This window comes from Agromyces sp. Marseille-P2726 (assembly GCF_902809835.1).
Taxonomy (GTDB): Bacteria; Actinomycetota; Actinomycetes; order Actinomycetales; family Microbacteriaceae; genus Agromyces.
The window spans coordinates 1-22,478 of sequence record NZ_CADDWM010000008.1 but is presented as its reverse complement, the minus strand read 5'-3'; the positions used below and the strand labels follow the sequence as shown (position 1 = coordinate 22,478).

18 protein-coding genes are annotated in these 22,478 nt (G+C 70.0%); 3 read left to right on the top strand and 15 right to left on the bottom strand.

What is annotated here, in order from left to right:
* Window positions 1-269: 269 nt before the first annotated feature.
* Window positions 270-1,256 carry an NAD-dependent epimerase/dehydratase family protein gene (locus HUS56_RS02430; RefSeq protein WP_173921840.1) on the top strand — a complete coding sequence of 329 codons (987 nt, stop codon included), beginning with the start codon at window positions 270-272 and terminating at the stop codon, window positions 1,254-1,256.
* 6 nt (window positions 1,257-1,262) lie between these two features.
* Here the strand turns inward: HUS56_RS02430 and pheT are convergent, their stop codons facing one another.
* The 10 genes from pheT to infC form a co-directional block, all read right to left on the bottom strand.
* The gene (gene pheT / locus HUS56_RS02425) at window positions 1,263-3,794 is read right to left on the bottom strand and encodes a phenylalanine--tRNA ligase subunit beta (protein WP_173921839.1); all 2,532 of its coding nucleotides are present in this window, start codon (window positions 3,792-3,794) and stop codon (window positions 1,263-1,265) included.
* Between the two features lie 3 nt (window positions 3,795-3,797).
* Entirely contained in the window at window positions 3,798-4,838 is a 1,041-nt protein-coding gene (pheS, locus tag HUS56_RS02420; RefSeq protein WP_173921838.1) for a phenylalanine--tRNA ligase subunit alpha, read from the bottom strand.
* Window positions 4,839-4,915: 77 nt separating this feature from the next.
* A complete protein-coding gene (locus HUS56_RS02415) occupies window positions 4,916-5,830 on the bottom strand; it encodes an amino acid ABC transporter permease (RefSeq protein WP_173921837.1) in 915 nt (304 codons plus the stop codon).
* Window positions 5,827-6,474, bottom strand: a complete 648-nt coding sequence (locus HUS56_RS02410; RefSeq protein WP_173921836.1) for an amino acid ABC transporter permease — start codon at window positions 6,472-6,474, stop codon at window positions 5,827-5,829. Before HUS56_RS02410 ends, HUS56_RS02415 begins: the two co-directional genes overlap by 4 nt.
* 69 nt (window positions 6,475-6,543) lie before the next feature.
* Window positions 6,544-7,416: a glutamate ABC transporter substrate-binding protein gene (locus HUS56_RS02405; RefSeq protein WP_173921835.1), complete on the bottom strand. Its 873-nt coding sequence runs from the start codon at window positions 7,414-7,416 to the stop codon at window positions 6,544-6,546.
* A gap of 53 nt (window positions 7,417-7,469) precedes the next feature.
* Window positions 7,470-8,258: an amino acid ABC transporter ATP-binding protein gene (locus HUS56_RS02400; protein ID WP_173921834.1), complete on the bottom strand. Its 789-nt coding sequence runs from the start codon at window positions 8,256-8,258 to the stop codon at window positions 7,470-7,472.
* Window positions 8,259-8,314: 56 nt separating this feature from the next.
* Entirely contained in the window at window positions 8,315-9,127 is an 813-nt protein-coding gene (locus HUS56_RS02395; protein ID WP_173921833.1) for an RNA methyltransferase, read from the bottom strand.
* 76 nt (window positions 9,128-9,203) lie between these two features.
* Window positions 9,204-9,590 (bottom strand): 50S ribosomal protein L20, encoded by a 387-nt coding sequence (rplT, locus tag HUS56_RS02390; RefSeq protein WP_148731619.1) that lies wholly within the window; start codon window positions 9,588-9,590, stop codon window positions 9,204-9,206.
* Between the two features lie 31 nt (window positions 9,591-9,621).
* The gene (gene rpmI / locus HUS56_RS02385) at window positions 9,622-9,816 is read right to left on the bottom strand and encodes a 50S ribosomal protein L35 (RefSeq protein ID WP_173921832.1); all 195 of its coding nucleotides are present in this window, start codon (window positions 9,814-9,816) and stop codon (window positions 9,622-9,624) included.
* 52 nt (window positions 9,817-9,868) lie between these two features.
* Window positions 9,869-10,447, bottom strand: coding sequence for a translation initiation factor IF-3 (gene infC, locus HUS56_RS02380; protein WP_254431249.1), 579 nt, complete (start codon window positions 10,445-10,447; stop codon window positions 9,869-9,871).
* A gap of 305 nt (window positions 10,448-10,752) precedes the next feature.
* Here infC and HUS56_RS02375 point away from each other — a divergent pair, with 305 nt between their 5' ends.
* Window positions 10,753-11,115 carry a DUF1844 domain-containing protein gene (locus HUS56_RS02375; protein ID WP_173921831.1) on the top strand — a complete coding sequence of 121 codons (363 nt, stop codon included), beginning with the start codon at window positions 10,753-10,755 and terminating at the stop codon, window positions 11,113-11,115.
* A gap of 97 nt (window positions 11,116-11,212) precedes the next feature.
* Here the strand turns inward: HUS56_RS02375 and HUS56_RS02370 are convergent, their stop codons facing one another.
* The 5 genes from HUS56_RS02370 to HUS56_RS02350 all read right to left on the bottom strand — a co-directional run bounded on the left by HUS56_RS02370 (window position 11,213) and on the right by HUS56_RS02350 (window position 20,379).
* Window positions 11,213-11,971, bottom strand: a complete 759-nt coding sequence (locus tag HUS56_RS02370) for a glycosyltransferase family A protein (protein ID WP_173921830.1) — start codon at window positions 11,969-11,971, stop codon at window positions 11,213-11,215.
* A 60-nt stretch (window positions 11,972-12,031) separates the two neighbouring features.
* A complete protein-coding gene (locus tag HUS56_RS02365; RefSeq protein ID WP_173921829.1) occupies window positions 12,032-12,808 on the bottom strand; it encodes an Fpg/Nei family DNA glycosylase in 777 nt (258 codons plus the stop codon).
* Window positions 12,795-17,348 carry an ATP-dependent helicase gene (locus tag HUS56_RS02360; RefSeq protein ID WP_173921828.1) on the bottom strand — a complete coding sequence of 1,518 codons (4,554 nt, stop codon included), beginning with the start codon at window positions 17,346-17,348 and terminating at the stop codon, window positions 12,795-12,797. Before HUS56_RS02360 ends, HUS56_RS02365 begins: the two co-directional genes overlap by 14 nt.
* Before the next feature lie 81 nt (window positions 17,349-17,429).
* A complete protein-coding gene (locus HUS56_RS02355; protein WP_173921827.1) occupies window positions 17,430-18,842 on the bottom strand; it encodes an aminotransferase class V-fold PLP-dependent enzyme in 1,413 nt (470 codons plus the stop codon).
* 85 nt (window positions 18,843-18,927) lie between these two features.
* Window positions 18,928-20,379: an alpha/beta hydrolase gene (locus HUS56_RS02350; protein WP_254431248.1), complete on the bottom strand. Its 1,452-nt coding sequence runs from the start codon at window positions 20,377-20,379 to the stop codon at window positions 18,928-18,930.
* 341 nt (window positions 20,380-20,720) lie between these two features.
* Here HUS56_RS02350 and HUS56_RS02345 point away from each other — a divergent pair.
* On the top strand, window positions 20,721-22,478 hold a 1,758-nt coding region (locus HUS56_RS02345), incomplete at its 3' end, for an Hsp70 family protein (RefSeq protein WP_173921825.1).

Genomic DNA, 22,478 nt, shown 5'->3' with positions numbered 1-22,478 from the left:
CGTCGGATTCGCGGCTCGACGACACGCAGGGGGCGTGCGGAGGGGGCGACCCGGGTCGTGGACATGCGATCGACCATATCGGCGGCATCCCGCACTGCAAAATCGGGGCCCGAGTGCCCGTCGTCATCCACGGCCGGCCTCGCACCGCGCGCTCTCGGTCGGTGAGTTCGGCGAGCCGAACGGATGCCTCGGGGTACGGGCTTTCGGCGACGGGACATCGTGACCTGGGCGATCGCATAGGCTCGGATGCACCGTCGGAGGAGGATCCCATGGCCCTGCGCGTGCTGTTCATCGGCGGGAACGGCATCATCAGCTCGGCGGCGAGTGCTCGGGGCGTCCAGCGCGGCGACGAGCTGACGCTCCTGAACCGCGGACGAAGCACCACGCGACCGCCCGTCGTGGGCGCTCGACAGCTCATCGGTGACGCGCACGACGCGGCCTCGATCGCCGCGGCCGTCGGCGACCAGACGTTCGATGTCGTGGCGAACTTCCGCGCGTTCTCCGCAGAACAGGTGGCCGCCGACATCGACTTCTTCGAGGGCCGGTGCGCGCAGTACGTGTTCGTCTCGTCGGCATCCGCTTACCAGAAGCCGGTCATGACCCTCCCGATCACTGAGTCGACGCCGCTGCGGAATCCGTACTGGCAGTACTCGCGCGACAAGATCGCCGCAGAGGACCTGCTCATGGCGGCGTATCGGGATCGAGGGTTTCCGGCGACCATCGTCCGACCGTCGCACACTTACGACGCGACGCTGGTGCCGATCCTCGGGGGTTGGACCGCGATCGACCGCGTGCGGCGCGGGCTCCCGATCATCGTGCACGGAGACGGCACCAGCCTCTGGACCCTGACCCATACGCGCGACTTCGCCGTGGCGTTCGCCGGCCTTCTCGGCAACGATCGTGCGATCGGCGAGGCGTTCCAGATCACCTCGGACGAGGTCCTCACGTGGAACCACATCACCGCGCTCCTCGCGCGCGCCGCCGGGGCCGAGCCGCAGACCCTGCATGTGGCCAGCGAGGCGATCGCGCGCGAACTGCCCGATGAGGGACCAGGGTTGCTCGGCGACAAGGCGCACTCGGTCATGTTCGACAACCGCAAGGTGAGGTCGCTCGTTCCCGAGTACCGGGCCGTCATCCCGTTCTGGCGCGGCGCGCGCGAGATCGTCGAGTGGCACGACGCCGACCCATCGCGGCGCGTGGTCGATGGCGAACTCGACGCCGCATTCGACCGGTTGGTCGCACGGTACAGCGCCTGACCCGCCCTACTCCCGGACCTTCGCGCCGAATCGCTCGGCGGCCGCCGCAGCGCCGGCCAGCTTGGCCTCGCTCGCCTCGGCCGCAGTCAACGTGCGGTCGGGCGCACGGAAGCGTAGCGCGAACGTGAGGCTCTTCGCTCCGTCGGGCAGGCCCGCACCGCGATAGTCGTCGACGAGGTGGAGGTGTTCGAGGAGCTCGCCCGCGCCGTGGCGCACGGCATCGGCGACCTCGGCCGCCGGCACCGCCGCGTCGACCACGAGCGAGAGGTCCTGCGTCGCAGCGGGAAGGGTCCCGATCGGCCGTGCCTCGATCCCCGGCTCAGTGAGGCCGATGACCGCGTCGAGGTCGAGCTCCGCCACCGCGACCACGCGGGGCAGATCGGCCTCGGCCGCGAGCGCCGGGTGGAGCTCGCCTGCATGGCCGACGGTGCGTCCGGCGACCCGGAGTTCGGCGGTGCGACCGGGATGCATCGCCGGATGCGACCCTTGCCGGATGTCGATCGTCGCTCCCACGGCCAGCGCGACCTGCCGCACGGCGTCGAGGGCGTCCACGATGCCGGCGGGGATCGCCGGTTGCCCCGGCTGCTTCGTCACGGCATCGCCGGTGATCAGCACGCCCACGTGCCGCGGCTGCGGCGGGATGGCGGATTGGAGCGTCTCGAGGTCGTCGTCGCTCGGCTTCGCGTCGCCCACGGGAAGGAACGATGTGCCGTAGGTGCGGTCCGCCTCGGGCAGGAACACGAGGCCCTGCTCGAAGATCGAGAGGTCGGTGAGCCCCCGCGAGAGGTTGCGCTTGGCCGCCGCCATCAGGCCCGGAAGCAGCGAGCGGCGAAGCAGTGCCGTGTTCGCGTCGAGGGCGTTGGCCAACCGTACGGATGCCACGGGGCCGCCGTCGGCACTGCCGAACACGGCATTCTCGTGCTCGGTCGCGAACGGGAACGTGAGCACCTCGGTCGAACCGGCCGCCGCGAGCGTGTCGGCGACCCGTCGTCGGATGCGCTGGGACCGTGTGAGCCCTCGCCCGGGCGGCGCGACGGGCAGCACAGACGGGATGCGGTGGTACCCGGCCAGTCGCGCGACCTCTTCGGCGAGCTCGGCCTTGCCGGTGAGGTCGGGGCGCCACGACGGCGGCACGACGTCGAATCCGTCTGCCGTCTCGGTGACGACGGCGCCCACCTCGGCGAGTGCGTCATGCACCTCGGCCTCGGTGTACTCGACGCCGATCAACGCGGAGACGAAGCCACGGGGCAGGTGGATCGCCTCGCGCTCCAGCTCGGCCTGGATGAACGACCCGCCGTCGTCGGCCGTGCCGCCCGCGAGATCGACCATGAGCTGCGCGACCCGCGAAGCCGCCGGCCCGGCGATCTGCGGGTCGACGCCCCGCTCGTAGCGACGCGACGCCTCGCTCGGCAGCTTGTGGCGACGGGCGGTGCGCGCGATCGACACCGGATCGAAGTTCGCCGCCTCGATGAGCACGTTGCGGGTCGAACTGCTCATCTCGGTGTCGGCACCGCCCATCACGCCCGCGAGGCCGATCGGCCCTCGGTCGTCGGTGATGAGGAGGTCCTCGGGGTGGAGCGGGCGCTCCTTGTCGTCGAGGGTGACGAGGGTCTCGCCTGGCGCCGCTCGGCGTACGGTGATGCCGCCCTGCAACCGGTCGAGGTCGTAACCGTGGATCGGCTGCCCGAGCTCGAGCATCACGTAGTTGGTGATGTCGACGAGCAGTGAGAGCGAGCGGATGCCGGCGAGCTTCAGCCGCGCGACCATCCATGCCGGCGTGGGGCGGGTGGGGTCGACCCCGCGCACGATGCGCGTGGCGAACACCGACGAGCCGACCCGGCCGCGGATCGGCGCGTCGTCGGCGATGGTGACGGGGAACGCATCGGCCGACCCGCCTCCGTCCGCGGCCACGGCCTGCTCCACGGGGTCGCGGAAGCGGGCTCCGGTGGCGTGCGCGTACTCGCGCGCCACCCCGCGGATCGAGAACGCGTATCCGCGGTCGGGCGTGACGTTGATCTCGACGGCCGCGTCGTTCAGACCGAGCAGCGCGATCGCGTCGGTGCCGACGGGTGCGTCGATGCCGAGGGTCGCGAGTCTCAGGATGCCCTCATGGTCGTCTCCGAGCCCCAGCTCGCGGGCCGACGCGATCATGCCGTCGGAGACGTGGCCGTACGTCTTGCGTGCGCTGATCGGGAACGGCCCGGGCAGCTCCGAACCCGGCAGGCTCACGACGACCTTGTCGCCGACGAAGAAGTTGCGCGCACCGCAGACGATGCCATGGACGGCCTCGCCGCCGTCGGGTGCGGGCTCGCCATCGGGCGCGACGCGGACCTGGCACCACCTGATGGTCTTGCCGTTGGACTGCGGCTCCTCGACGAACTCGAGCACCTCCCCCACGACGACCGGGCCCGAGATCTCGAACGTGTGCACGTCCTCCTCCTCGAGGCCGACCTTCACGAGGGCGGCGTGCACCTCTTCGGGCGTCGTGCCCGGTACGAGTTCGACGTACTCGGCGAGCCAGCTGAGCGGCACTCGCATGCGTCAGACCACCATTCCGAACTGCTGGGAGAACCGGATGTCTCCCTCGACCATCTCGCGCATGTCCTGCACGTCGTTGCGGAGCATGAGCCCCCGTTCGATGCCCATTCCGAAGGCGAACCCCGTGTAGACCTCGGGGTCGATGCCGGCGGCCTTCAGCACGTTCGGGTGCATCATGCCGCAGCCGCCCCATTCGATCCAGCGTGGACCGCCCTTGAACGTGGGATGCCAGAAGTCGAGCTCGGCGCTCGGCTCGGTGAAGGGGAAGAAGCTCGGACGAAGTCGGATCGTCGCCTCCTCGCCGAAGATCGCCTTGACGAAGTGGTCGAGCGTGCCCTTCAGGTGCGCCATCGTGAGACCCTTGTCGACGGCGACGCCCTCGAACTGCATGAACACCGGCAGGTGGGTCGCGTCGAACTCGTCGGTGCGGTACACACGGCCCGGCGCGAGCACGTACAGCGGCAGCTCGCGCTCGAGCATCGAGCGGATCTGCACAGGACTGGTGTGCGTGCGCAGCACGAGATGGCTCTCGGGCGGATCGACGAAGAACGTGTCCTGCATCGCACGGGCCGGGTGATCGGCGTCGAAGTTGAGGGCATCGAAGTTGAACCACTCGCTCTCGACCTCGGGGCCCTCGGCGATCTCCCAACCCATGCCGGTGAAGACGTCGCACACCCGGTCCTCGAGGAGGGCGAGCGGATGCCGGGCGCCCGGCGTGTACCGTGACGGCAGCGCCGTGACATCCACCGTCTCGGCCTCGAGTCGCGCGGCGGCCTCGGCCTCGAGGATCTCGGCCTCTCGCGCGGCGAACGCCTGGTTCACACGGCCGCGCGCGGCACCCACGAGCTTGCCGAGGGTGGCCTTCTGCTCGCCGGGCACGTTGCGAAGCTGGGCGTTCAGCTGCGCCAGGGTCGACTTCTCGCCCGTGTGCTCGGCGCGGACGGACTTCAGCGCGGCGGAGTCGCCGGCCGACGCGATGGCCGCGAGGGCGGCGTCGACGGCGGTCGCCACGGCGGTCTCGGAGATTCGGATGGGCTCGGACACAAGGAACGAGTCTAGCGGTCGGCGCGTCCCAGGAATGCGTCACGCCGACCGGCGGACGACGCCGGTCGCGTCATCCGCTAGACGTTCTCAGCCTGCCGCGCCGCGGCCGACGCTTCGGCGACCAGTACGGCCTGGGTGGGATTGTCGGGGTCGAGGCGTCGACCGCTCGACCGCGCGGCGGTGCGCTTCGAGAGCCATCGCGCGAACCAGGAGAGGAGGAGGTTCATCGTGAGGTACAGCACGAGCGTCACGACGAAGAGCGAGAACAGGTAGCGATTGCCGTAGAAGCTCGCGAGGTTGTTCATGTTGACGCGCAGCAGCTCGACATAGCCGACGATGTAGCCGAGCGACGTGTCCTTCAGCAGCACCACGAGCTGCGCAACGATGATCGGCAGCATCTGCCGGAACGCCTGCGGGAACTCGACGAGCATCTTCGACTGCAACGGTCGCATGCCGAGGCTGAGGCCCGCTTCGCGCTGCCCCCTTGGCAGGGACGCGAGACCGGCGCGCAGTGCCTCGCCGATGAGGGCGCCGTTGTAGAGGCTGAGTGCTGCCACCACGGCCCAGAATGCGCCGGTGTTCAGCACGAGCAGGATGAACAGCATCATGAGCAGCACGGGCATGCCGCGCAGGAACTCGAGCACGATGGCTGTGGGGATGCGGATCCACGCGATCGTCGAACTCCGGAGCAGCGAGAACACCACTCCGAGGGCGACGGCGATGACGGCCGCGGTGAGCGCGGCCCGGAGCGTCCCGAGGACGCCCTGGAACACGATGAACTGCCACACCTCGGGATCGGCGAAGATATCCCAGCGACTGGGATCGAAGTACCCCGGCAGGGTGATGCCGCCGCTCTCTCGGGGCTGAGCAAGGGTCCACGCGATCCAGCCGAGTCCGGCGAGGATGACGATGCCCGTGATCACCGAGGAGATCGTCGAGAGGCGGCGTGCCCTCGGACCCGGAGCGTCGAACAGGACTGACGAACCGCTCATCGTTGCACCACCCACTTGCGCTCGAGTTGGGCCGCGATCACGCCGAGCGGAATGGTGACCACGAGGTAGAGGGTCGCCGCACCGAGCAGGATCGCGATGACCGCATCGCCGTTCGCGTTCGCGAGCTCACGTGCCGCGGCGAACAGCTCGAAGACGAAGAATCCGCCGGCCACCGAAGTGTTCTTGGTGAGGGCGATGAAGACGTTGATGAGGGGCGGGATGGTCATGCGGAATGCCTGCGGCATCACGATGAGGCTGACCGTCTGACCGAACCCGAGCCCCACGCTTCGTGCCGCCTCCGCCTGGCCCACGGGAACGCCGTTGATCCCCGATCGCAGCGCCTCGGCCACGAAGGGCGACGTGTACACCGAGAGCCCGATCATCGCTGCGACGATGTAATCGAGTCGCGACCCGAGGTACGGCAGGATGATCGCCGTGAAGAACAGCACGAGCGTGAGCGGAGTGTTGCGCACCAGCTCGGTGTAGACCATGGCGAAGCCCCGCAGCGATGCCACCGGCGAGATCCGCATCGCGGCGATGATCGTGCCCAGCACGAGCGCGGCGACACCGCTGACCACGAGCAGCTGCAGGGTCATGGTGAAGCCGCGCCAGTACGTCGGCAGGTTCTCGATGACGGCGTCCACGCGTCTCCGTTCGGGTCGGGTCGGGGAGTCGGGCGTGCGGCCCGGGTCGGGACCCGGGCCGCACGTCGATCAGTAGCGGTCGGGAGCCGGCGGCTCGACGAACGGCAGGATCTTGCCGGCCGTGGAGTTCCAGGCTTCTTCGTAGCGGCCGTCTTCGTAGGCCGCTTCGAGGACGTCGTTGATCCACATCCGGAACTCGGTGTCTTCGAGCGCCAGGCCGATGCCGTACGGCTCCTCGGTGAAGGGCTCGCCGACGACCTTGAACTCGCCCTCGTTCTGGGCGGCGAGGCCCGCGAGGATCACGTTGTCGGTCGACACCGCCACCACCTGGCCGCTGCGGAGCGGCTCGAGGCAGTTGGTGTAGGTGTCGGTGAGCACCGGCTCCGCTCCGATCTCGGCGAGCTTCGCTGCGGGAGTCGAACCGGTGACCGAGCAGACGGGCTGACCCACCAGGTCTTCTTCGCTCTCGATGTCGTCGTTGTCGGCGAGCACGAGGATCGACTGACCGGCCATGTAGTACGGGCCCGCGAAGGAGACGACCTCCTTGCGCTTGTCATTGATCGTGTACGTCGCGACGACGATGTCGACCTGGCCGTTCTGGATGAACGGCTCACGGTTCGCCGAGACGGTCTCGACCCACTCGATGTTGTCTTCGGAGATGCCGAGCTCGGACGCGATGATCTTGGCGATCTCGACATCGAATCCCTCGGGGTCGCCCGACGGGCCGACCAGCCCGAACAGCGGCTGGTCGAACTTCGTGCCGACCGTGATCGAGCCCGCCTCCGACAGCTCCGCCATCGTCGTGCCGGCCTCGAACGTGGGCGCCGCCTCGGGCGTCTCCTCGGCGTCACCGCCACCGGTGTCGCCACCGCCGGCGCATCCGGCGAGCGCGAGCGCCGTGGCCGCTGCGGCCGCGACGAGTGCGATTCTCATGCGTTTCATCTCTGTGCCTCTTCTCGTGGGGGTGATTCCCCGCCGCTCGTGGCAGCGCAGGTCTAACGCTCGAGGATCTTCGAGAGGAAGTCCTTCGCGCGGTCGGTCTGGGGGTTGTCGAAGAAGTCCGCGGGGGCCGCCTCCTCGACGATCTTGCCGTCGGACATGAACAGCACGCGATCGGCGGCCTTGCGGGCGAAGCCCATCTCGTGCGTGACGACGATCATGGTCATGCCCTCTTGGGCGAGGCCGACCATGACGTCGAGCACCTCGTTGATCATCTCGGGGTCGAGGGCGCTCGTGGGCTCGTCCATGAGGATGAGCTTGGGCGTCATCGCCAGGGATCGCGCGATGGCGACGCGCTGCTGCTGACCGCCTGAGAGCTGTGCCGGCAGCTTCTTGGCCTGGTTGGCGACGCCGACGCGTTCGAGCAGCTGCATCGCCTTCGCCTCGGCGTCTTTGCGCGACATCTTCTTGACCCGGATCGGCGCGAGCGTCACGTTCTCGAGCACGGTCTTGTGCGCGAAGAGGTTGAACGACTGGAACACCATGCCGACATCGGCGCGCAGCTTCGCGAGCGCGGCGCCCTCTTCGGGCAGACGCTCGCCGTCGATCGTGATGGTGCCGGAGTCGATCGTCTCGAGCCGGTTGATCGCGCGGCAGAGGGTCGACTTGCCGGAACCGCTCGGGCCGATCACCACGACCACCTCGCCGCGATTCACGACCGTGTTGATGTCGTTCAACACGTGAAGGTCACCGAAGTGCTTGTCGACCTTGTCGATGACGACGAGGGGTTCGCCGCGACGCACCGAGATGTTCGATGTCGCAGGCGCCTGCTGCGTTGGCTCCATATCCCCAAAACTAGGGCTCCCGGATGCCGGGTGCCAACGCAGCATGCGGAGGTTATCTATTCGTGATGCGCGCTGCGCTGCGCGAACGCGCTCTCGTAGAGGCAGACGGATGCCGCGGTCGCGAGGTTCATCGATTCCGCATGCCCGTAGATCGGCACCGTCACGATTCGGTCGGCGAGCTCGAGCTGCTCGTCGGGCAGGCCTCGCGCCTCGTTGCCGAACAGCCAGGCCGTCGGGTCGGCGAGGATGCCGTCGTTGCGCGCGGTCAGCAGGTCCTCGCCCTTGACGTCTGCGGCGAGCACGCGCAGGTTCGCCCCGTGCGCACGCTCGATGACATCGATGAGGTTGGCGCCGACGGCGACGGGCAGGTGGAAGATGGAGCCGGTCGAGGCCCGGACGACCTTCGGGTTGTACAGGTCGACGGTGCGACCGGTGAGGACGACGGCATCGGCGCCCGCGGCATCCGCGGCCCGGATGATGGTGCCCGCATTCCCGGGGTCGCGAACCTCCTCGAGGATCGCGATGAGCCGCGGGGATTCGGCGAAGACGTCCTTCACCGCGGTCGGGAACTGGCGACACACCGCGACGAACCCCTGCGGCGTGACGGTGTCGGCCATCGCATGGATGACCTCCTCGGTGGCGAACTCGGCCTCGACATCGGCGTCGGCGGCCGCCTTCGCGATGTTCGGGTGGCGCTCGAGCGCGGTTGGCGTCGCGAACAGGTCGACGACCAGCTCAGGCCGGAATGCGAGCGCCTCGGTGACGGCCTGCGGTCCCTCGAGGAGGAACGTCCCGCTCTCGGCACGAGCCGGCTTCTTCGCCAGCTTGGCGACCGCGCGGGCACGAGGAGACCTCGGGTTCTCGAGCATGCGGCAAGTCTATGGGCGCATGACGAACGGCCCGGCACTGCGATGGGTGCCGGGCCGTTCGACGCGCACACTGGCCTCAGGCAGCGGTCTTCGGGGCCGAGGTGTCGGCCGGAAGCGCCTGCTTGGCGCTCTCGACGAGCGCCGCGAAGGTCGCCGGCTCGTTCACCGCGAGCTCGGCGAGGATGCGGCGGTCGACCTCGATGCCGGCGAGGCCGAGGCCCTGGATGAACCGGTTGTACGTGAGGCCGTTCTGGCGGGACGCCGCATTGATCCGCTGGATCCAAAGGCGACGGAAGTCGCCCTTCTTCTTGCGACGGTCGTTGTAGGAGTAGACGAGCGAGTGGGTGACCTGCTCCTTCGCCTTGCGGTAGAGGCGCGAACGCTGGCCGCGGTAGCCCTCGGCGCGCTCGAGGATGACCCGGCGCTTCTTGTGGGCGTTGACCGCCCTCTTCACTCTTGCCATGACTCTGTTTCTTCCTTACGGGTCTCGCGGCTCAGCGGCCGAGCAGCTTCTTGACGACCTTGGTGTCGGGGGCCGACAGGACCTTGTCCTGGTTCAGGCGGGCCTTGCGCTTCGAGGGCTTGACCTCGAGGTTGTGGCGCATGCCGGCCTGCTGCTTCCTGACCTTGCCGGTGCCGGTGATCTTGAAGCGCTTCTTGGACCCGGAGTGGGTCTTCTGCTTCGGCATCTCGTGTTTCTCCTTGGTTCTGCCGCCACGGGTGGCGGACGGGGTGCCGGGCCTAGGCCTCGGTGGTCTCGGTCGTCTGCGAGGAGGACTCGTCAGCGGCATCCGCCGACGACCGGGCCTTCGCCGCAGCACGCTGGGCATTCGCCTCGGCCTTGGCCTCGGACTTGTTCTTGAGAGGGGCGATGACCATGACCATGTTGCGGCCGTCGATCGTGGGATTGTGCTCGACGGTGCCGAACTCCGCCACGTCTTCGGCGAAGCGCTGCAGGAGGCGGACGCCCATCTCAGGACGCGACTGCTCGCGCCCGCGGAACAGGATCATCGCCTTCACCTTGTCGCCGGCCTTCAGGAAGCCGACGGCGCGCTTCATCTTGGTCTCGTAGTCGTGCTTGTCGATCTTGAGGCGGAAGCGAACCTCCTTGAGGATCGTGTTCGCCTGGTTGCGCCGCGCCTCCTTGGCCTTCTGCGCAGCCTCGTACTTGTACTTGCCGTAGTCCATGATCTTGACGACCGGCGGGCGCGAGTTGGGGGCGACCTCGACGAGGTCGAGATCGGCCTCCTGCGCGAGCCGCAGGGCCACCTCGATCTTCACGACGCCGACCTGCTCTCCGCCGGGTCCGACGAGGCGCACCTCGGGGACGCGGATACGGTCATTGGTACGCGGATCGCTGATGCGTGTTCTCCTCTACTCGAGCTGTTGCCCGACGGGGGCGGATGCGCCCGTCGACGAGAGTAGAGACCCACGCAAGCTCGTACGGATCTCACCGTTCAGCACTGCGGCACCCTGTCTACTCCCCCGCACTGCTGGTGCAGTGGCGTGGAAGCGGAGTGCAATCGACCCGGTAACCTTGATGAAGCGGTATGCGCGGGTGGGAGGATCTCCACTTTCGTACCGGGGACTGGCCCCGGGCCCGCAGTAGTCTAACAGAGGATGTCGTGACCAACAATTCAGGCGAGCCCACCGTCGAGTCGACCATCGAGGGTGCGACCCGCGACATCGCCGAGGTCCCCGCGGTCGAGATCATCACCACCGCCGCGGTGCACCTCATGAGTGCCGCCGCGGTGAAGGTGGGGCTCGCCGACGACCCCGATGAGCAGGTCGACCTCGATGAGGCACGCAAGCTCATCAACGCACTCGCGGGCCTCATCACCGCCGGCGCCCCCGAGATCAGCGACATGCACGCACGCTCGCTGCGCGACGGGCTGCGGTCGCTGCAGCTCGCCTTCCGCGAGGCATCCGTCATCCCCGACGCCATCGGCCAGGGCCCCGGCGAGAAGTGGACCGGTCCGGTCAGCTAGGTCTGGCGCGCCGGTCCCCGCCCGGCGCACCGCAGTCGGCTCCCGAGTCCACGCGTTCGGCGGCGAATGAATCGCCGCCTCCTGGAGCGTCCCGCGTTCACCTGGCGCGCCGGTCCCCGCCCGGCGCACGACTCGCCACCCAAGCCCGGCGACGCTCGAGGAACGGCACCTCGCGGCGGTTGACGAGGGCGGTGTGTCGCGCCATCCCGACGGCCGCGTTGTTCCTCGCCCAGCTCTCGAAGGGTCGCGCCGAGACCTGCACGACGAGCGACGGGTCGAATCGCACCCGCATCCCGGGCTGCAGGTTGATCGTGAGGTCGAGGTCGTCGGTCACGTCGGGAAGCTCGCGATGCACGTGCTTCCGGAGCACACGCCAGGCCGACGCCCGGATCGCGAGATTCGAGCCGTAGAGCACGTCGTGACCGAGCACCCACGCGACGAAGCGGTAGTACATCGGCATGTGCACGTGCTCGGCGTACCACCGGATGGCGGCATTGCCGCCGTAGAACCGGCCCGGACCCGAGAGGGCATCGAGGCGGGAGTCGTCGGCGAAGGCCCGGTGGACGCGCGCCACCCAGTCGACCGGCGGAATCGTGTCCGCATCCAGGCGACCGAGGATGTCGCCGACCGCGGCGTCGAATCCCGCCGAGGTGGCCAGCGGAATGCCCCGGCGCGGCTCCGTGACGATGCGCGCCCCCGCAGCCCTGGCGACGTCGACGGTGGCATCCGTCGAACCGTTGTCGACCACCACGATCTCGTCGGGGAGCCGCGTCTGCCGCACGAGGGCGTGGAGGCACTGTTCGAGCATGACGGCGTCGTTGTACGAGGGCACGACGACCGAGAGCCTGAGGGACATCGGGTCAAGGATATGGCCGTGGGCGACCCCTGCGCGGGCGCGGGCGGGTCGGGCCCCGACTCAGCGCTGGCAGTTCGGGCACCACCAGGTGAAGCGCAGTTCCACATCGTTGCGTCCGAGTCGGTCGTACTCGATGCGCGTGCCGCAGCGACGACAGGGGTCGCCGCCACGTGAGTAGACCCAGAGACGCTCGCCTCGTCGGTCGTTTCCGGTGGTCGTGCGAGCGATGCGGTCGCGGTTGGCGGTGATGACCCGGCTCGCGAGGTCGACGAGGGGGGCGAGCTCGACCTCGCCAGCCGCGCCGGTCGGCAGGATGCCCCGCAGGAAGCACAGCTCGTTGACGTACACGTTGCCGAGCCCCGCGAGGTTGCGCTGGTCGCCCAACGCGACGGCAATCGGCGTCTCGGGCGACGCGGCGATGCGTCGGATCGCCTCGGTCGCGTCCCAGTCGGGGCCGAGCAGGTCAGGACCGAGGTAGGCCATGCGGTCGGCCTCCTCCTCGGCGGGGAACACATCGAGCGCGCCGAGGTCGAAGCCCACGGCCACGGCGGTCGGCGTCTCGACGATGATGCGCGCCTGGTGGGCCGGCCGGCGCCACCGCTCACCCGGACGATGCACGCGCCACTCCCCCTCCATCTTCAGATGCGAGTGCACGACCAGGTCGCCGATCCGCATGAGGAGATGCTTGCCGCGGCTTGCAACCGAGTGCACCGGCTGGCCGGCCAGGTCGACCGTCGCGTACGCGGGCACACGCACGTCGGTGCGCGTCACAACCTGGCCGGCGAGCGCTCGATCGAGCCGGCGAGCAGCCTGGTACACCGTGTCACCTTCGGGCATCGAACCGCAGCCCTCTCGGGGTCTCACGGAAGCCGGACGCACGCAGCGGCGGATCGAGCAACGAGCCGTACACTCCGGCACCGTTGACGGTCTCGATGCGCAAGCGTGGAGAGCCGGCTCGCCTGAGCGCTTCGGAGAGCGCGGATGCCGCGGCAGTGAGCCGCGCCTCGTCGTCGGTGAAGACGAGCGCGGTGCGACCACCTCGCTCGAGGTAGAACACGGCCTCGCCGTCGACGATCGCGACGAACGCACCGGCCTTGCGTGCGGGGCGGTGGCCGCCGTCGGCTGTCTGCGGCCACTCGAGCGCCGCACCGAACGGGCTCGCGGGGTCGGTGGCTGCCAGCACCATGGAAGCCCCGCCCGGCGCGCTTCGCAACCGATCGACGGCGGCCGTCGTGGCGAACTGGGCTCCCCCCTGCCCGTCGATGAAGTACCCGCGACGCACGCGGCCCGTCTCTTCGAAGCCCGAGAGGGCCCGGTACGCGAGGGCGAAGCCGCCGAGCACCCCCTCGGCCATGACCGAGCCCCGGGTCACCACGCCGTAGCGCTCGAGGAGCGTCTCGCCGAGCGCGTGCGCGCGCGGCGTGGCCTCGGAGCTCGCGAGCGGCAGGATCGCCCATCGCCCGGCCACCTTCGGTGGCTGGCTGCGTGTCGTGCTCGTGCGCCCCGCCTGGACGCTCGCGGCGAGCGCCCGTCGAGACAGTGAGGCCGATCGGAGGCGCGCCCGTGGCGTGGCGGGGGCGGCCCGGTGCGCGCCCTTGCCGGCGATGAGCCCGCGGATCGGGGCGAAGGTGTCGTTCGTCACGAGCCCGGCCCAGACCAGCCGCCAGAGCGCCTCGATGACTGGCTGGTCGTCGGTCGCCCCGATGGATTCGACGAGCTGGCGGAAGAAGTATCCGCCGCCCCCGCCGAGCGTGGCGAGCAGTTCGCTCTCGACCGGATCGAGTGGTGCGGCCGCCGGAGCGGGCAACGTCAACGCGGCCGTGTCGGCCAGGTGCAGGCTGACCCAGCCGTCGTCACCGGCGAGCGAACCACCGCCGGCCCAGAGCACTTCGCCTGCCGCGGTGAGCTCGTCGAGCATGGTCGGGCTGTAATCGGCGACCCGGGCGGGCAGCACGAACGACTCCCACGCCGAAGCGGGGATGCGCGCGCCTTCGAGTTGCTCGATGACCGAAGCGACGCCATCGACCCCGCGGAGCCGCCCGCCGACATGCTGCCAGTCGGGAAGGAAGCGCGCGTATTCGCGCGGCGGCACCGGCTCGATCTCATCGCGCAGGGCTGCGAGCGAGCGCCGCCGGATGCGTCGGAGCACCTCGCTGTCGCACCACTCGGCGCCGGAGCCGTGCGGCAGGAACTCGCCCTCGACGACGCGACGATCGCTCGCGAGCCGCGCGAGCGCCGTCGCCGCAACGGCCTGCCCGATGCCGAACCGCTCGGCGACCGCCTGGGTGGTGAACGGCCCGTGGGTGCGCGCGTACCGGCTCACGAGATCGCCCAGAGGGTCGCGCACAGGTTCGGCGAACGCGTCGGGCAGTCCGGGCGGAATGGGGACGCCGAGCGCATCGCGGAGCCGGCTGAGGTCTTCGACGGCGACGTACCAGCCCTGGCCGGCGAACCGCACCTCGGCGATGCGTCGAGCCGCCGTGAGCTCGGAGAGCGCGGCATCGGAATCGGTCTCGGCGGCGACACGCGCCGCGATCTCGGCGGCGGTGAGCGGCCCCAGCTCGCGGAGGAGGTCGGCAACGCCCTCGCTGCCGCGAGCGGCGCGATCGGGAACGAGCCGCTGCAGCGACTGCTCGGTCTCGTCGACCACATCGGGATCGAGCAGCTCCCGCAACTCGACCGTGCCCAGCAGTTCGGCGAGCAGGCCGGGATCGAGCGAGAGGGCGGCCGCACGACGTTCGGCGAGCGGGGCATCGCCCTCGTACATGAAGGCGCCGACGTACCCGAACAGCAGGCTCGACGCGAAGGGACTCGCGGTCTCGGTGGTCACCTCGACGAATCGCACCTCCCGCGCCGCGATGCGCTCGGTGAGGCGCGTGAGCGCGGGAAGGTCGTACACGTCTTGCAGGCACTCGCGGACCGCCTCGAGCACGATCGGGAAGTCGGGGAAGTCGCGGGCGACCTCGAGGAGCTGGGACGCGCGCTGACGCTGTTGCCAGAGCGGCGAGCGGCGCCCCGGATTGAGCCGTGGCAGCAGCAGGGCGCGCGCGGCGCACTCCCGGAACCTGGACGCGAACAGGGCGGAATCACCGACGCGAAGGGTGACCAGCTCGGTGAGTTCGGCCGGCTCGAACTCGAACAGCTCCGACCCGGGTGGGTCGTCGGACGTATCGGGCATGCGCAGCACGATGCCGTCGTCGCTCGCGACCGCGTTCGCATCGACGCCGAACCGTTCCTGTGCGCGAGCACCGGCGGCGAGGGCCCACGGGGCATGCACGCGCATGCCGTACGGCGAGTGCAGCACCACCCGCCAGTCGCCGAGCTCGTCGCGGAACCGCTCGACGACGAGGTTGGTCGAGTCGGGAACAACGCGCGTCGCCGCCCGCTGGTCGCCGACGAACGAGACGAGGTTGGATGCCGCGCGCTCATCGAGCCCGGCGGTGCGAGCACGTGCGAGCCCCGTCGGCGCGGGCGAGTTCGCCACCTCTGCGATGAAGCCGCCGATCGCCTCGCCGAGTTCGGCCGGACGCCCGATGCCGTCGCCCTTCCAGAAGGGGAGTCGGCCCGGCTCTCCGAACGCCGGAGCCACGAGCACTCGATCGTGCGTGATCTCCTGGATGCGCCAGCTCGTCGCCCCGAGGGCGAACACGTCGCCGACGCGGGATTCGTAGACCATCTCCTCGTCGAGCTCGCCCACCCTGCGGCCGGGCCCCGCCTCGCCGATCATGAACACGCCGAACATGCCCCGATCGGGGATCGTGCCGCCGCTGGTGACGGCGAGGCGCTGGGCGCCCCGACGCCCCGTGATCGTGCCCCCGTCTCGATCCCAGACGATTCGCGGTCGCAGTTCGCCGAAGCGGTCGGACGGGTAGCGGCCCGCAAGGAGGTCGAGGGTGGCGTCGAAGGCCGAACGCGGCAACGTTGCGAATGACGCCGTGCGCCGCACGAGTTCGAACCACGCCTCGACCTCCCACTCGTCGACGGCCGCCGCCGCGATGGTCTGCTGGGCGAGCACATCGAGGGGATTGGTCGGCACCCGCAACGCCTCGATCGCACCGGCGACCATGCGCTCGGCAACGACGGCCGAGTGCAGCAGGTCGGCACGATGCTTCGGGAACACGACGCCCTTCGACACCTCACCCACCTGGTGGCCGGCTCGCCCGATGCGCTGCAGCCCGCTCGCCACCGACGGCGGCGCCTCGACCTGCATGACGAGGTCGACCGCCCCCATGTCGATGCCGAGCTCGAGACTGGAGGTCGCGACGACGCAGCGCAGGTGACCGGCTTTGAGGTCGGCCTCGACCTGCGCGCGCTCCTCCTTGCTCACGGAGCCGTGGTGCGATCGTGCGAGCACCGGCTCCGCTCCGGCGGTGATGCCCGAGGCCCCGACGAGCTCGGCAGGCGGCCGACGGGTCGCGAACGTACGGTCGGTCGGCTCACTGACGACCGACGCGTCGCCCGCGGCCACGGCGATCGGCTCGGCCTGACGCTCGGCCCAGAGCTCGTTGAGCCGCGCGGTCAGTCGCTCGGCGAGGCGGCGGGAGTTGGCGAACACGATCGTGGACCGGTGCGCGAGCACCTCGTCGAGGATCGCCGACTCGACATGCGGCCACACCGAGCCCGAGCCCGACTCGGTCGCGAGGTCGGAGAGGTCGTCGACGGGAACGGTGACTCGAATGTCGAATCGCTTGCCGCTCGGCGGCGCGACGATGCTGACCGCCCTCGTGCCGGCGAGGAAACGGGCCACCTCGTCGTGCGGCCGTACCGTGGCCGAGAGCCCGATGCGCTGCGCCGGATTCGCAGTCACGGCGTCGAGACGCTCGAGCGAGAGGGCGAGGTGCGCGCCGCGCTTCGTGCCCGCCAGCGCGTGGATCTCGTCGACGATCACCGTCTCGACGCCGCGCAGCGTCTCGCGTGCGGCGGACGTGAGCATCAGGAAGAGGGACTCGGGCGTCGTGATCAGGATCTCGGGCGGATTGGAGATGAGCGCGCGTCGCTCGGAGGGCGGCGTGTCGCCCGACCGGACGCCCACGCTCACCTCGGGCACGTCGATGCCATGGGCCGCTGCGGTGCGCCCGATTCCGACGAGTGGGGCGCGGAGGTTGCGCTCGACGTCGACGCCCAGCGCCTTCAGGGGTGACACGTAGACCACGCGGGTGCCCGTGGTCGCGGCGTCCGCGCCGGAGGCATGCAGCCGGTCGATCGCCCACAGGAATGCCGCGAGCGTCTTGCCGGAGCCGGTGGGTGCCACGACCAGTGCGTGCTCGCCGCGCGCGATCGCCTGCCACGCCTCGCGCTGGACGCTCGTGGGTTCGGTGAACGACTCGCTGAACCAGGCCCGGGTCGCGGGCGAGAATGCGCTCAACGCGTCGGCCATGGCTCCATTCAAGCGGATGCCGCCGACAGCCGACCCGGCGACGGGTCCCCGAGTTCCCGCTCCTCGGCCGCCGCCCGAGGATCAGCGCGCGCCGCGCACGCCCGCGAGCGCCCGTTCGACGGCGGCCACCGTGCGGGCGACCTGTGCGGCATCCGTTCCCCAGTTGCTCACCGAGAACCGGACCACGGTGCGACCCTTCCAGGCCGACGTCATCGCGAGCACCTCGCCCTCGTTCCACAGGCGTTCGCTGAGTTCGGCGGTCGCCACGTCGTCATCGAGCGCGATGCACACCTGCGTGAACACGACGTCGTTCAGCACGTCCACGCCGGGCAGCCTGCCCACTCCCTCGGCGATGCCGCCTGCGGCATCCGCGAGACCCTCGACGAGCCGCACGACGCCGACACGTCCGAGGGAGCGGAGCACGGCCCACGTGGGAACGCCTCGGGCGCGGCGGGACAGCTCGGGCACCTTCTCATGCGGGTCGGCGCCCACCTCGGTCGCCTGGAGGTAGCTCGCGTGCATGCTGAGCGCCCGGTGCATCGCCTGCGCGTGCCGCACGATCGCGATGCCGCAGTCGTAGGGGACGTTCAGCGTCTTGTGGGCGTCCGTCGACCACGAATCGGCCTGCTCGAGCCCACCCGTGAGGTGACGCAGTCGCGGCGAGACCGCCGCCCAGAGGCCGAACGCGCCATCGACGTGGACCCACGCGCCGGCCTCGTGGGCGACCTCGATGGCCGCCGCGAAGTCGTCGAACGCGCCGGAGTGGATGTTGCCCGCCTGCAGCAGCACGATGGCGGGACCCTCGCCCGCGGCGAGCGTGGTGCGCAATGCGTCGACGCGGATACGCCCGTCATCGTCGGCCGGCACGGCGATGGGCGTGCCGAGGCCGAGGTAGCGTCCGGCGAGGTCGACCGTGCCGTGCCGCTCCTCCCCCACGATGAACCGGATGGCGGGACCGCCGGCCATCCCCTGCGTCTCGACGTCCCAGCCGGCGCGTCGCAGCACCTCGTCGCGAGCAGCGGCCATGCAGGTGAACTGCGCCACGGTCGCACCCGTGACGAACCCCACCTCGCTTCCGGCCGGGAGTCCGAGCAGGTCGAGCAACCAGGCGCCCGCGATCTCCTCGGCAGCCACCACACCGGGGGTGATGGTGCGCAGCCCCGTGTTCTGGTCCCAGGTCGACACGAGCCAGTCGGCGGCGAGGGCGACCGGCTGCGTGCCGCCGATCACCCACCCGAAGAACCGCGGCGAGCCCATGGCCATGAGGCCCGGCTCCACGCCCTCGGCGAGGCGATCGATGACCTCGGCCGGAGGCTCTCCCTGCTCGGGCAGGTCGCGACCGAGTCGGTCCGCGACCTCGTCTGCACCCATCCTCGGCGGGACGGACCTTTCGGGCACGCTCGCGAGCCAGGACCGTGCGTGCCGGCCGGCAAGCTCGAGCAACCCCTCGTAGTTCGACGCGAAGTCCGAGGGCGGATCCGCCGGTCGGGCCATGGGCCACCTCGATTCCGTGCGATGTACGCGCGTGCTGCCGATTCTGCTCGCGGGGCGGCATCCGGTCAATGATCCCCTGGCGGCATCAGCACCAGAGATCGACCTGGGGCACGACGCCGTCGATCAGGTACTGCTCGACCGCCCCGTCGACGCACGCGTTGCCCTTGTTGAATGCGGTGTGACCGTCGCCCTGGCGGGTGATGAGGATGCCGCTCTCGAGCTGTGCCGCCACGGAGACGGCCCACTGGTACGGCGTCGACGGGTCGTTCGTCGTGCCCAGCACCAGGATGGGCGCGGCGCCGGGTGCGGCGACCGGGGCCGGAACGTTGTCGGAATGGAACGGCCACGACAGGCAGGCGAGGTCGCTGTAGGCGAAGTACGGGCCGAGGCGCGGCGCGGCGGAGGTCAGTGCCTTGCCCTGCTCCTTCATGAGCGCGACGCTGTTCTGAGCCGGATAGTCCAGGCAGCGGACGGCACGCAACGCCTCGAAGAGGTTGCCGGTGTAGTCGCCGTCGGGCGTGCGGCCGTAGTAGCCGTCGACGATCGTGAGGGCGAAGTCGGCCTGCCCGGCGAGCACGGTCGTGAACACGGTGTCGAGTGCCGTCCACGTCTCGGCGCTGTACAGCGGAGCCGCGATGGCGATGAGCAGCGTGTCGGCGCCCAGTGATCGGCCATCCGTCGACGGCAGTGGATTCTTCGAGACCGCGTCGAGGATCGCTCGCACGGTCGCCATTCCGTCCTCGACCGAGCCCTGGAACGGGCAGGTCCCGGCGGGCATGCACGCCGTCAGGTACGAGCGAAGCGCCGTCTCGAGCCCCTGGGCCTGCGCGAGGGTGATCTGGGCTTCGCCGAGACTCGGATCGATCGGCCCGTCGAGCACGAGCCGACCGACCTTCTCGGGGAACAGGCCCGCATAGATCGTGCCGACGTACGCACCGTAGGAGTAGCCCAGGTAGTCGAGCTGGTCTTCACCGAGCGCGGCCCGCAGCATGTCGAGGTCTCGGGCGGTGCTCGGGGTGTCGACGTTCGCCAGGAGCGCTCCCGTCGACGTCAGGCAGGCCTGACCGAAGGCGTGGGTGAGTTCGTTCTGGCCCGTGATCCACCCTTCGCTGCCGCGAGAGTTTCGCGGGATGCCGTAGATCAGCTTGTCGAGCTCCTCGGAATCGAAGCACGAGACCTGCGAGGAACGCCCGACGCCGCGCGGATCGAAGCCGACGATGTCGTAGTTCTCCTGAACAGCCTCCGTCACGGCGACGTCGACGGATTCGGCCACGAAGTCGTATCCCGAAACACCGGGACCGCCGGGGTTCAGCAGGAGGGAACCGAGCTTCTCCTTCGTCGCGGGCTGGCGGATGAGCGCCAGCTCGATCTCACCCGCCGTCGGATCATCCCAGTCCAGCGGGGCCTTCGCCGTCGTGCAGAGGAACTCGCCGCACTCGTCCCACCGCAGGACCTGTCCGTAGAAGGGCTCGAGCGCCGCATCCACGTCTTCGGGGTGCGGTGTCGACTCGTCGACCACCGGGAAGAAGAGCGACATGCCGCATCCGCTCATAGCTCCGATCACGGCCGAGGCAGCCGCAACCGCGAGCACGCCCCTCCGCTTCCGACGCCGCATGGTCCCAGTATGTCGCCCCCTCGTGTCCCCCGTTCGGCCCTCGTTCTGGGGGTACGTCTCGAAACCCGCCCATCCGGCCTCCCAGCGCAGTGCTGGCGCGGGCACGTCCGTCGTGTCGTACCACTTGTACCCCGAATGCGGGGCCGCCAACCACGTCAACCGGCTTGCCGTACCCGACGGGAAGGGAGATACTCGACCCCAGCGGCACCTCCTTTGGGGTGGAGGTGCGGCAACCACTGCACGCGTGAGGGGACACGGTCTGCATGTCATTCGTGCTCGGCGTCGATATCGGCATGAGTCACACCGCCGCAGCTGTCGCGAGGCGTCTCCCCGATGGCTCACTGGCATCGGATGTCCTGCAACTGGGCACGCGCAGGGCCTCGGTGCCGACCGTGGTCTACCTCGGAGACGATGGGAGCGTCCTCGTCGGCGAGGCCGCCGAACGACGCGCCGTCGAGCACCCCGACCGCGTCGTGCGCGAGTTCAAGCGGCGTATCGGCGACGAGACGCCGTTGATGGTGGGTGACCTCGCCGTCGCGCCCGAGGACATCTTCGCCGTGCTGGCGCAGTGGGTGGTCGAGCGGGCGGAGGAGCACGAGGGCGCCCCGCCTGCGGTGATCGCGATCTCGCACCCGGCGACCTGGGGTGAGCATCGCCTGGCGCTGATCCGAGCCGCGCTCGCCGGTGTCGGGCTCGCGAACGTGGAGCTGATCAGCGAGCCCGAGGCCGCTGGACTGCACTACCTGCAGCGCGAGAAGGTCGAGGCGGGCCAGACGCTCGCGGTGTACGACCTCGGCGGTGGCACGTTCGATGTCGCACTCCTCAGGAAGCAGGAGGACGATTCGTTCCGCGTGGTCGGGTCGCCGGCCGGCATCGAGCACCTGGGCGGCGCCGACTTCGACCAGCGCGTCTTCGAGCACGTCAGGTCCCTTGCCGGCGACGCCTTCGACGACCTCGACGAGCGCGATCCCGACGGCGCGGTCGCGCTCGCCCGCGTGCGACGTGACTGCACCGACGCGAAGGAAGCACTGTCGTTCGATTCCGAGACCTTCGTACCCATCCTCCTGCCTGCTCGACAGGCCCGCGTGCGCCTGGTACGCGCCGAGTTCGAGCAGATGATCGATGGAGCCCTGAGAAACACGCTCGAGACCTTCCGGCGGGCCGTCGAGGGAGCGGACCTCGAACTCGACGATCTCGCGACCGTGCTCCTCATCGGCGGCTCCTCCAGGATCCCCGCCGTCGCGCAGCTCATCTCCGCCGAACTCGAGCTGCCGGTCGCGGTCGACGCGGACCCGAAGGCGTCCATCAGCCTCGGCGCGGCCGTCGCCGCGTCCCGGTTGCTCGAGCCGATGCCGGCACAGGATGCCGCTGACCACGACTCCCCTGCCGCCGACTCGACGGGCATGGCCGCTGCCGCCGGCACCCTCGGCTCCGAGCGGCTCGTGGCCGCGCCGGCCGGCGCACGACCCGCGATCCTCGAGTGGCATCGGATGTCAGTCGGCCTGCGCGCCGCGATCCTAGCGGGCATCGCGGCGGCCCTGCTCGCGATCCTGGTCCCGATCACCCCGCTCGCGATGGGCACGCAGGAGAATTCACGCGACGACGGCGGTGCGGAGTCCGATCAGGGCCTGGTCGTTCCCAACGGTCGATACGTCACCGGAGCGGCCACCCAGGCCGAGGGCGCGGGCCCGCTGCTCCCGGCACCGCTGCTCGACGACTCCCCGTTCGTGCGACCCGAGGCCGCAGAGGAGGCGCCGCCCGCCTCGGCGCGCCCGCTTTCGCCGGCGAACGGTGGAGGCAGCGCCGGAACCTCCACGCCGGGCACTCCTGCGCCGGGTGGACCCGGTGGAACGACGACGCAGCCGTCGCCCGGGGCGACGCCCCAGCCCGATCCGGCACCGGCGCCGACGCCGACGCCCAATCCTGCTCCCGACCCGACGCCCGATTCGGTGCCCGATCCGGTTCCCGACCCGTCGCCCGCGCCGACGTCCTCACCTGAACCAGAGCCCACGGTCGACCCC

Bases quoted from the DNA above. Each gene is read 5' to 3' on its own strand.
- HUS56_RS02350 (WP_254431248.1), bottom strand. From the start codon at position 20,379: ATGTCGCTCTTCTTCCCGGTGGTCGACGAGTCGACACCGCACCCCGAA.
- HUS56_RS02395 (WP_173921833.1), bottom strand. From the start codon at position 9,127: ATGCTCGAGAACCCGAGGTCTCCTCGTGCCCGCGCGGTCGCCAAGCTG.
- HUS56_RS02405 (WP_173921835.1), bottom strand. From the start codon at position 7,416: ATGAAACGCATGAGAATCGCACTCGTCGCGGCCGCAGCGGCCACGGCG.
- HUS56_RS02360 (WP_173921828.1), bottom strand. From the start codon at position 17,348: ATGGCCGACGCGTTGAGCGCATTCTCGCCCGCGACCCGGGCCTGGTTC.
- rpmI (WP_173921832.1), bottom strand. From the start codon at position 9,816: ATGCCGAAGCAGAAGACCCACTCCGGGTCCAAGAAGCGCTTCAAGATC.
- HUS56_RS02415 (WP_173921837.1), bottom strand. From the start codon at position 5,830: ATGAGCGGTTCGTCAGTCCTGTTCGACGCTCCGGGTCCGAGGGCACGC.
- HUS56_RS02365 (WP_173921829.1), bottom strand. From the start codon at position 12,808: ATGCCCGAAGGTGACACGGTGTACCAGGCTGCTCGCCGGCTCGATCGA.
- HUS56_RS02370 (WP_173921830.1), bottom strand. From the start codon at position 11,971: ATGTCCCTCAGGCTCTCGGTCGTCGTGCCCTCGTACAACGACGCCGTC.
- HUS56_RS02400 (WP_173921834.1), bottom strand. From the start codon at position 8,258: ATGGAGCCAACGCAGCAGGCGCCTGCGACATCGAACATCTCGGTGCGT.
- HUS56_RS02355 (WP_173921827.1), bottom strand. From the start codon at position 18,842: ATGGCCCGACCGGCGGATCCGCCCTCGGACTTCGCGTCGAACTACGAG.
- pheT (WP_173921839.1), bottom strand. From the start codon at position 3,794: ATGCGAGTGCCGCTCAGCTGGCTCGCCGAGTACGTCGAACTCGTACCG.
- HUS56_RS02430 (WP_173921840.1), top strand. From the start codon at position 270: ATGGCCCTGCGCGTGCTGTTCATCGGCGGGAACGGCATCATCAGCTCG.
- rplT (WP_148731619.1), bottom strand. From the start codon at position 9,590: ATGGCAAGAGTGAAGAGGGCGGTCAACGCCCACAAGAAGCGCCGGGTC.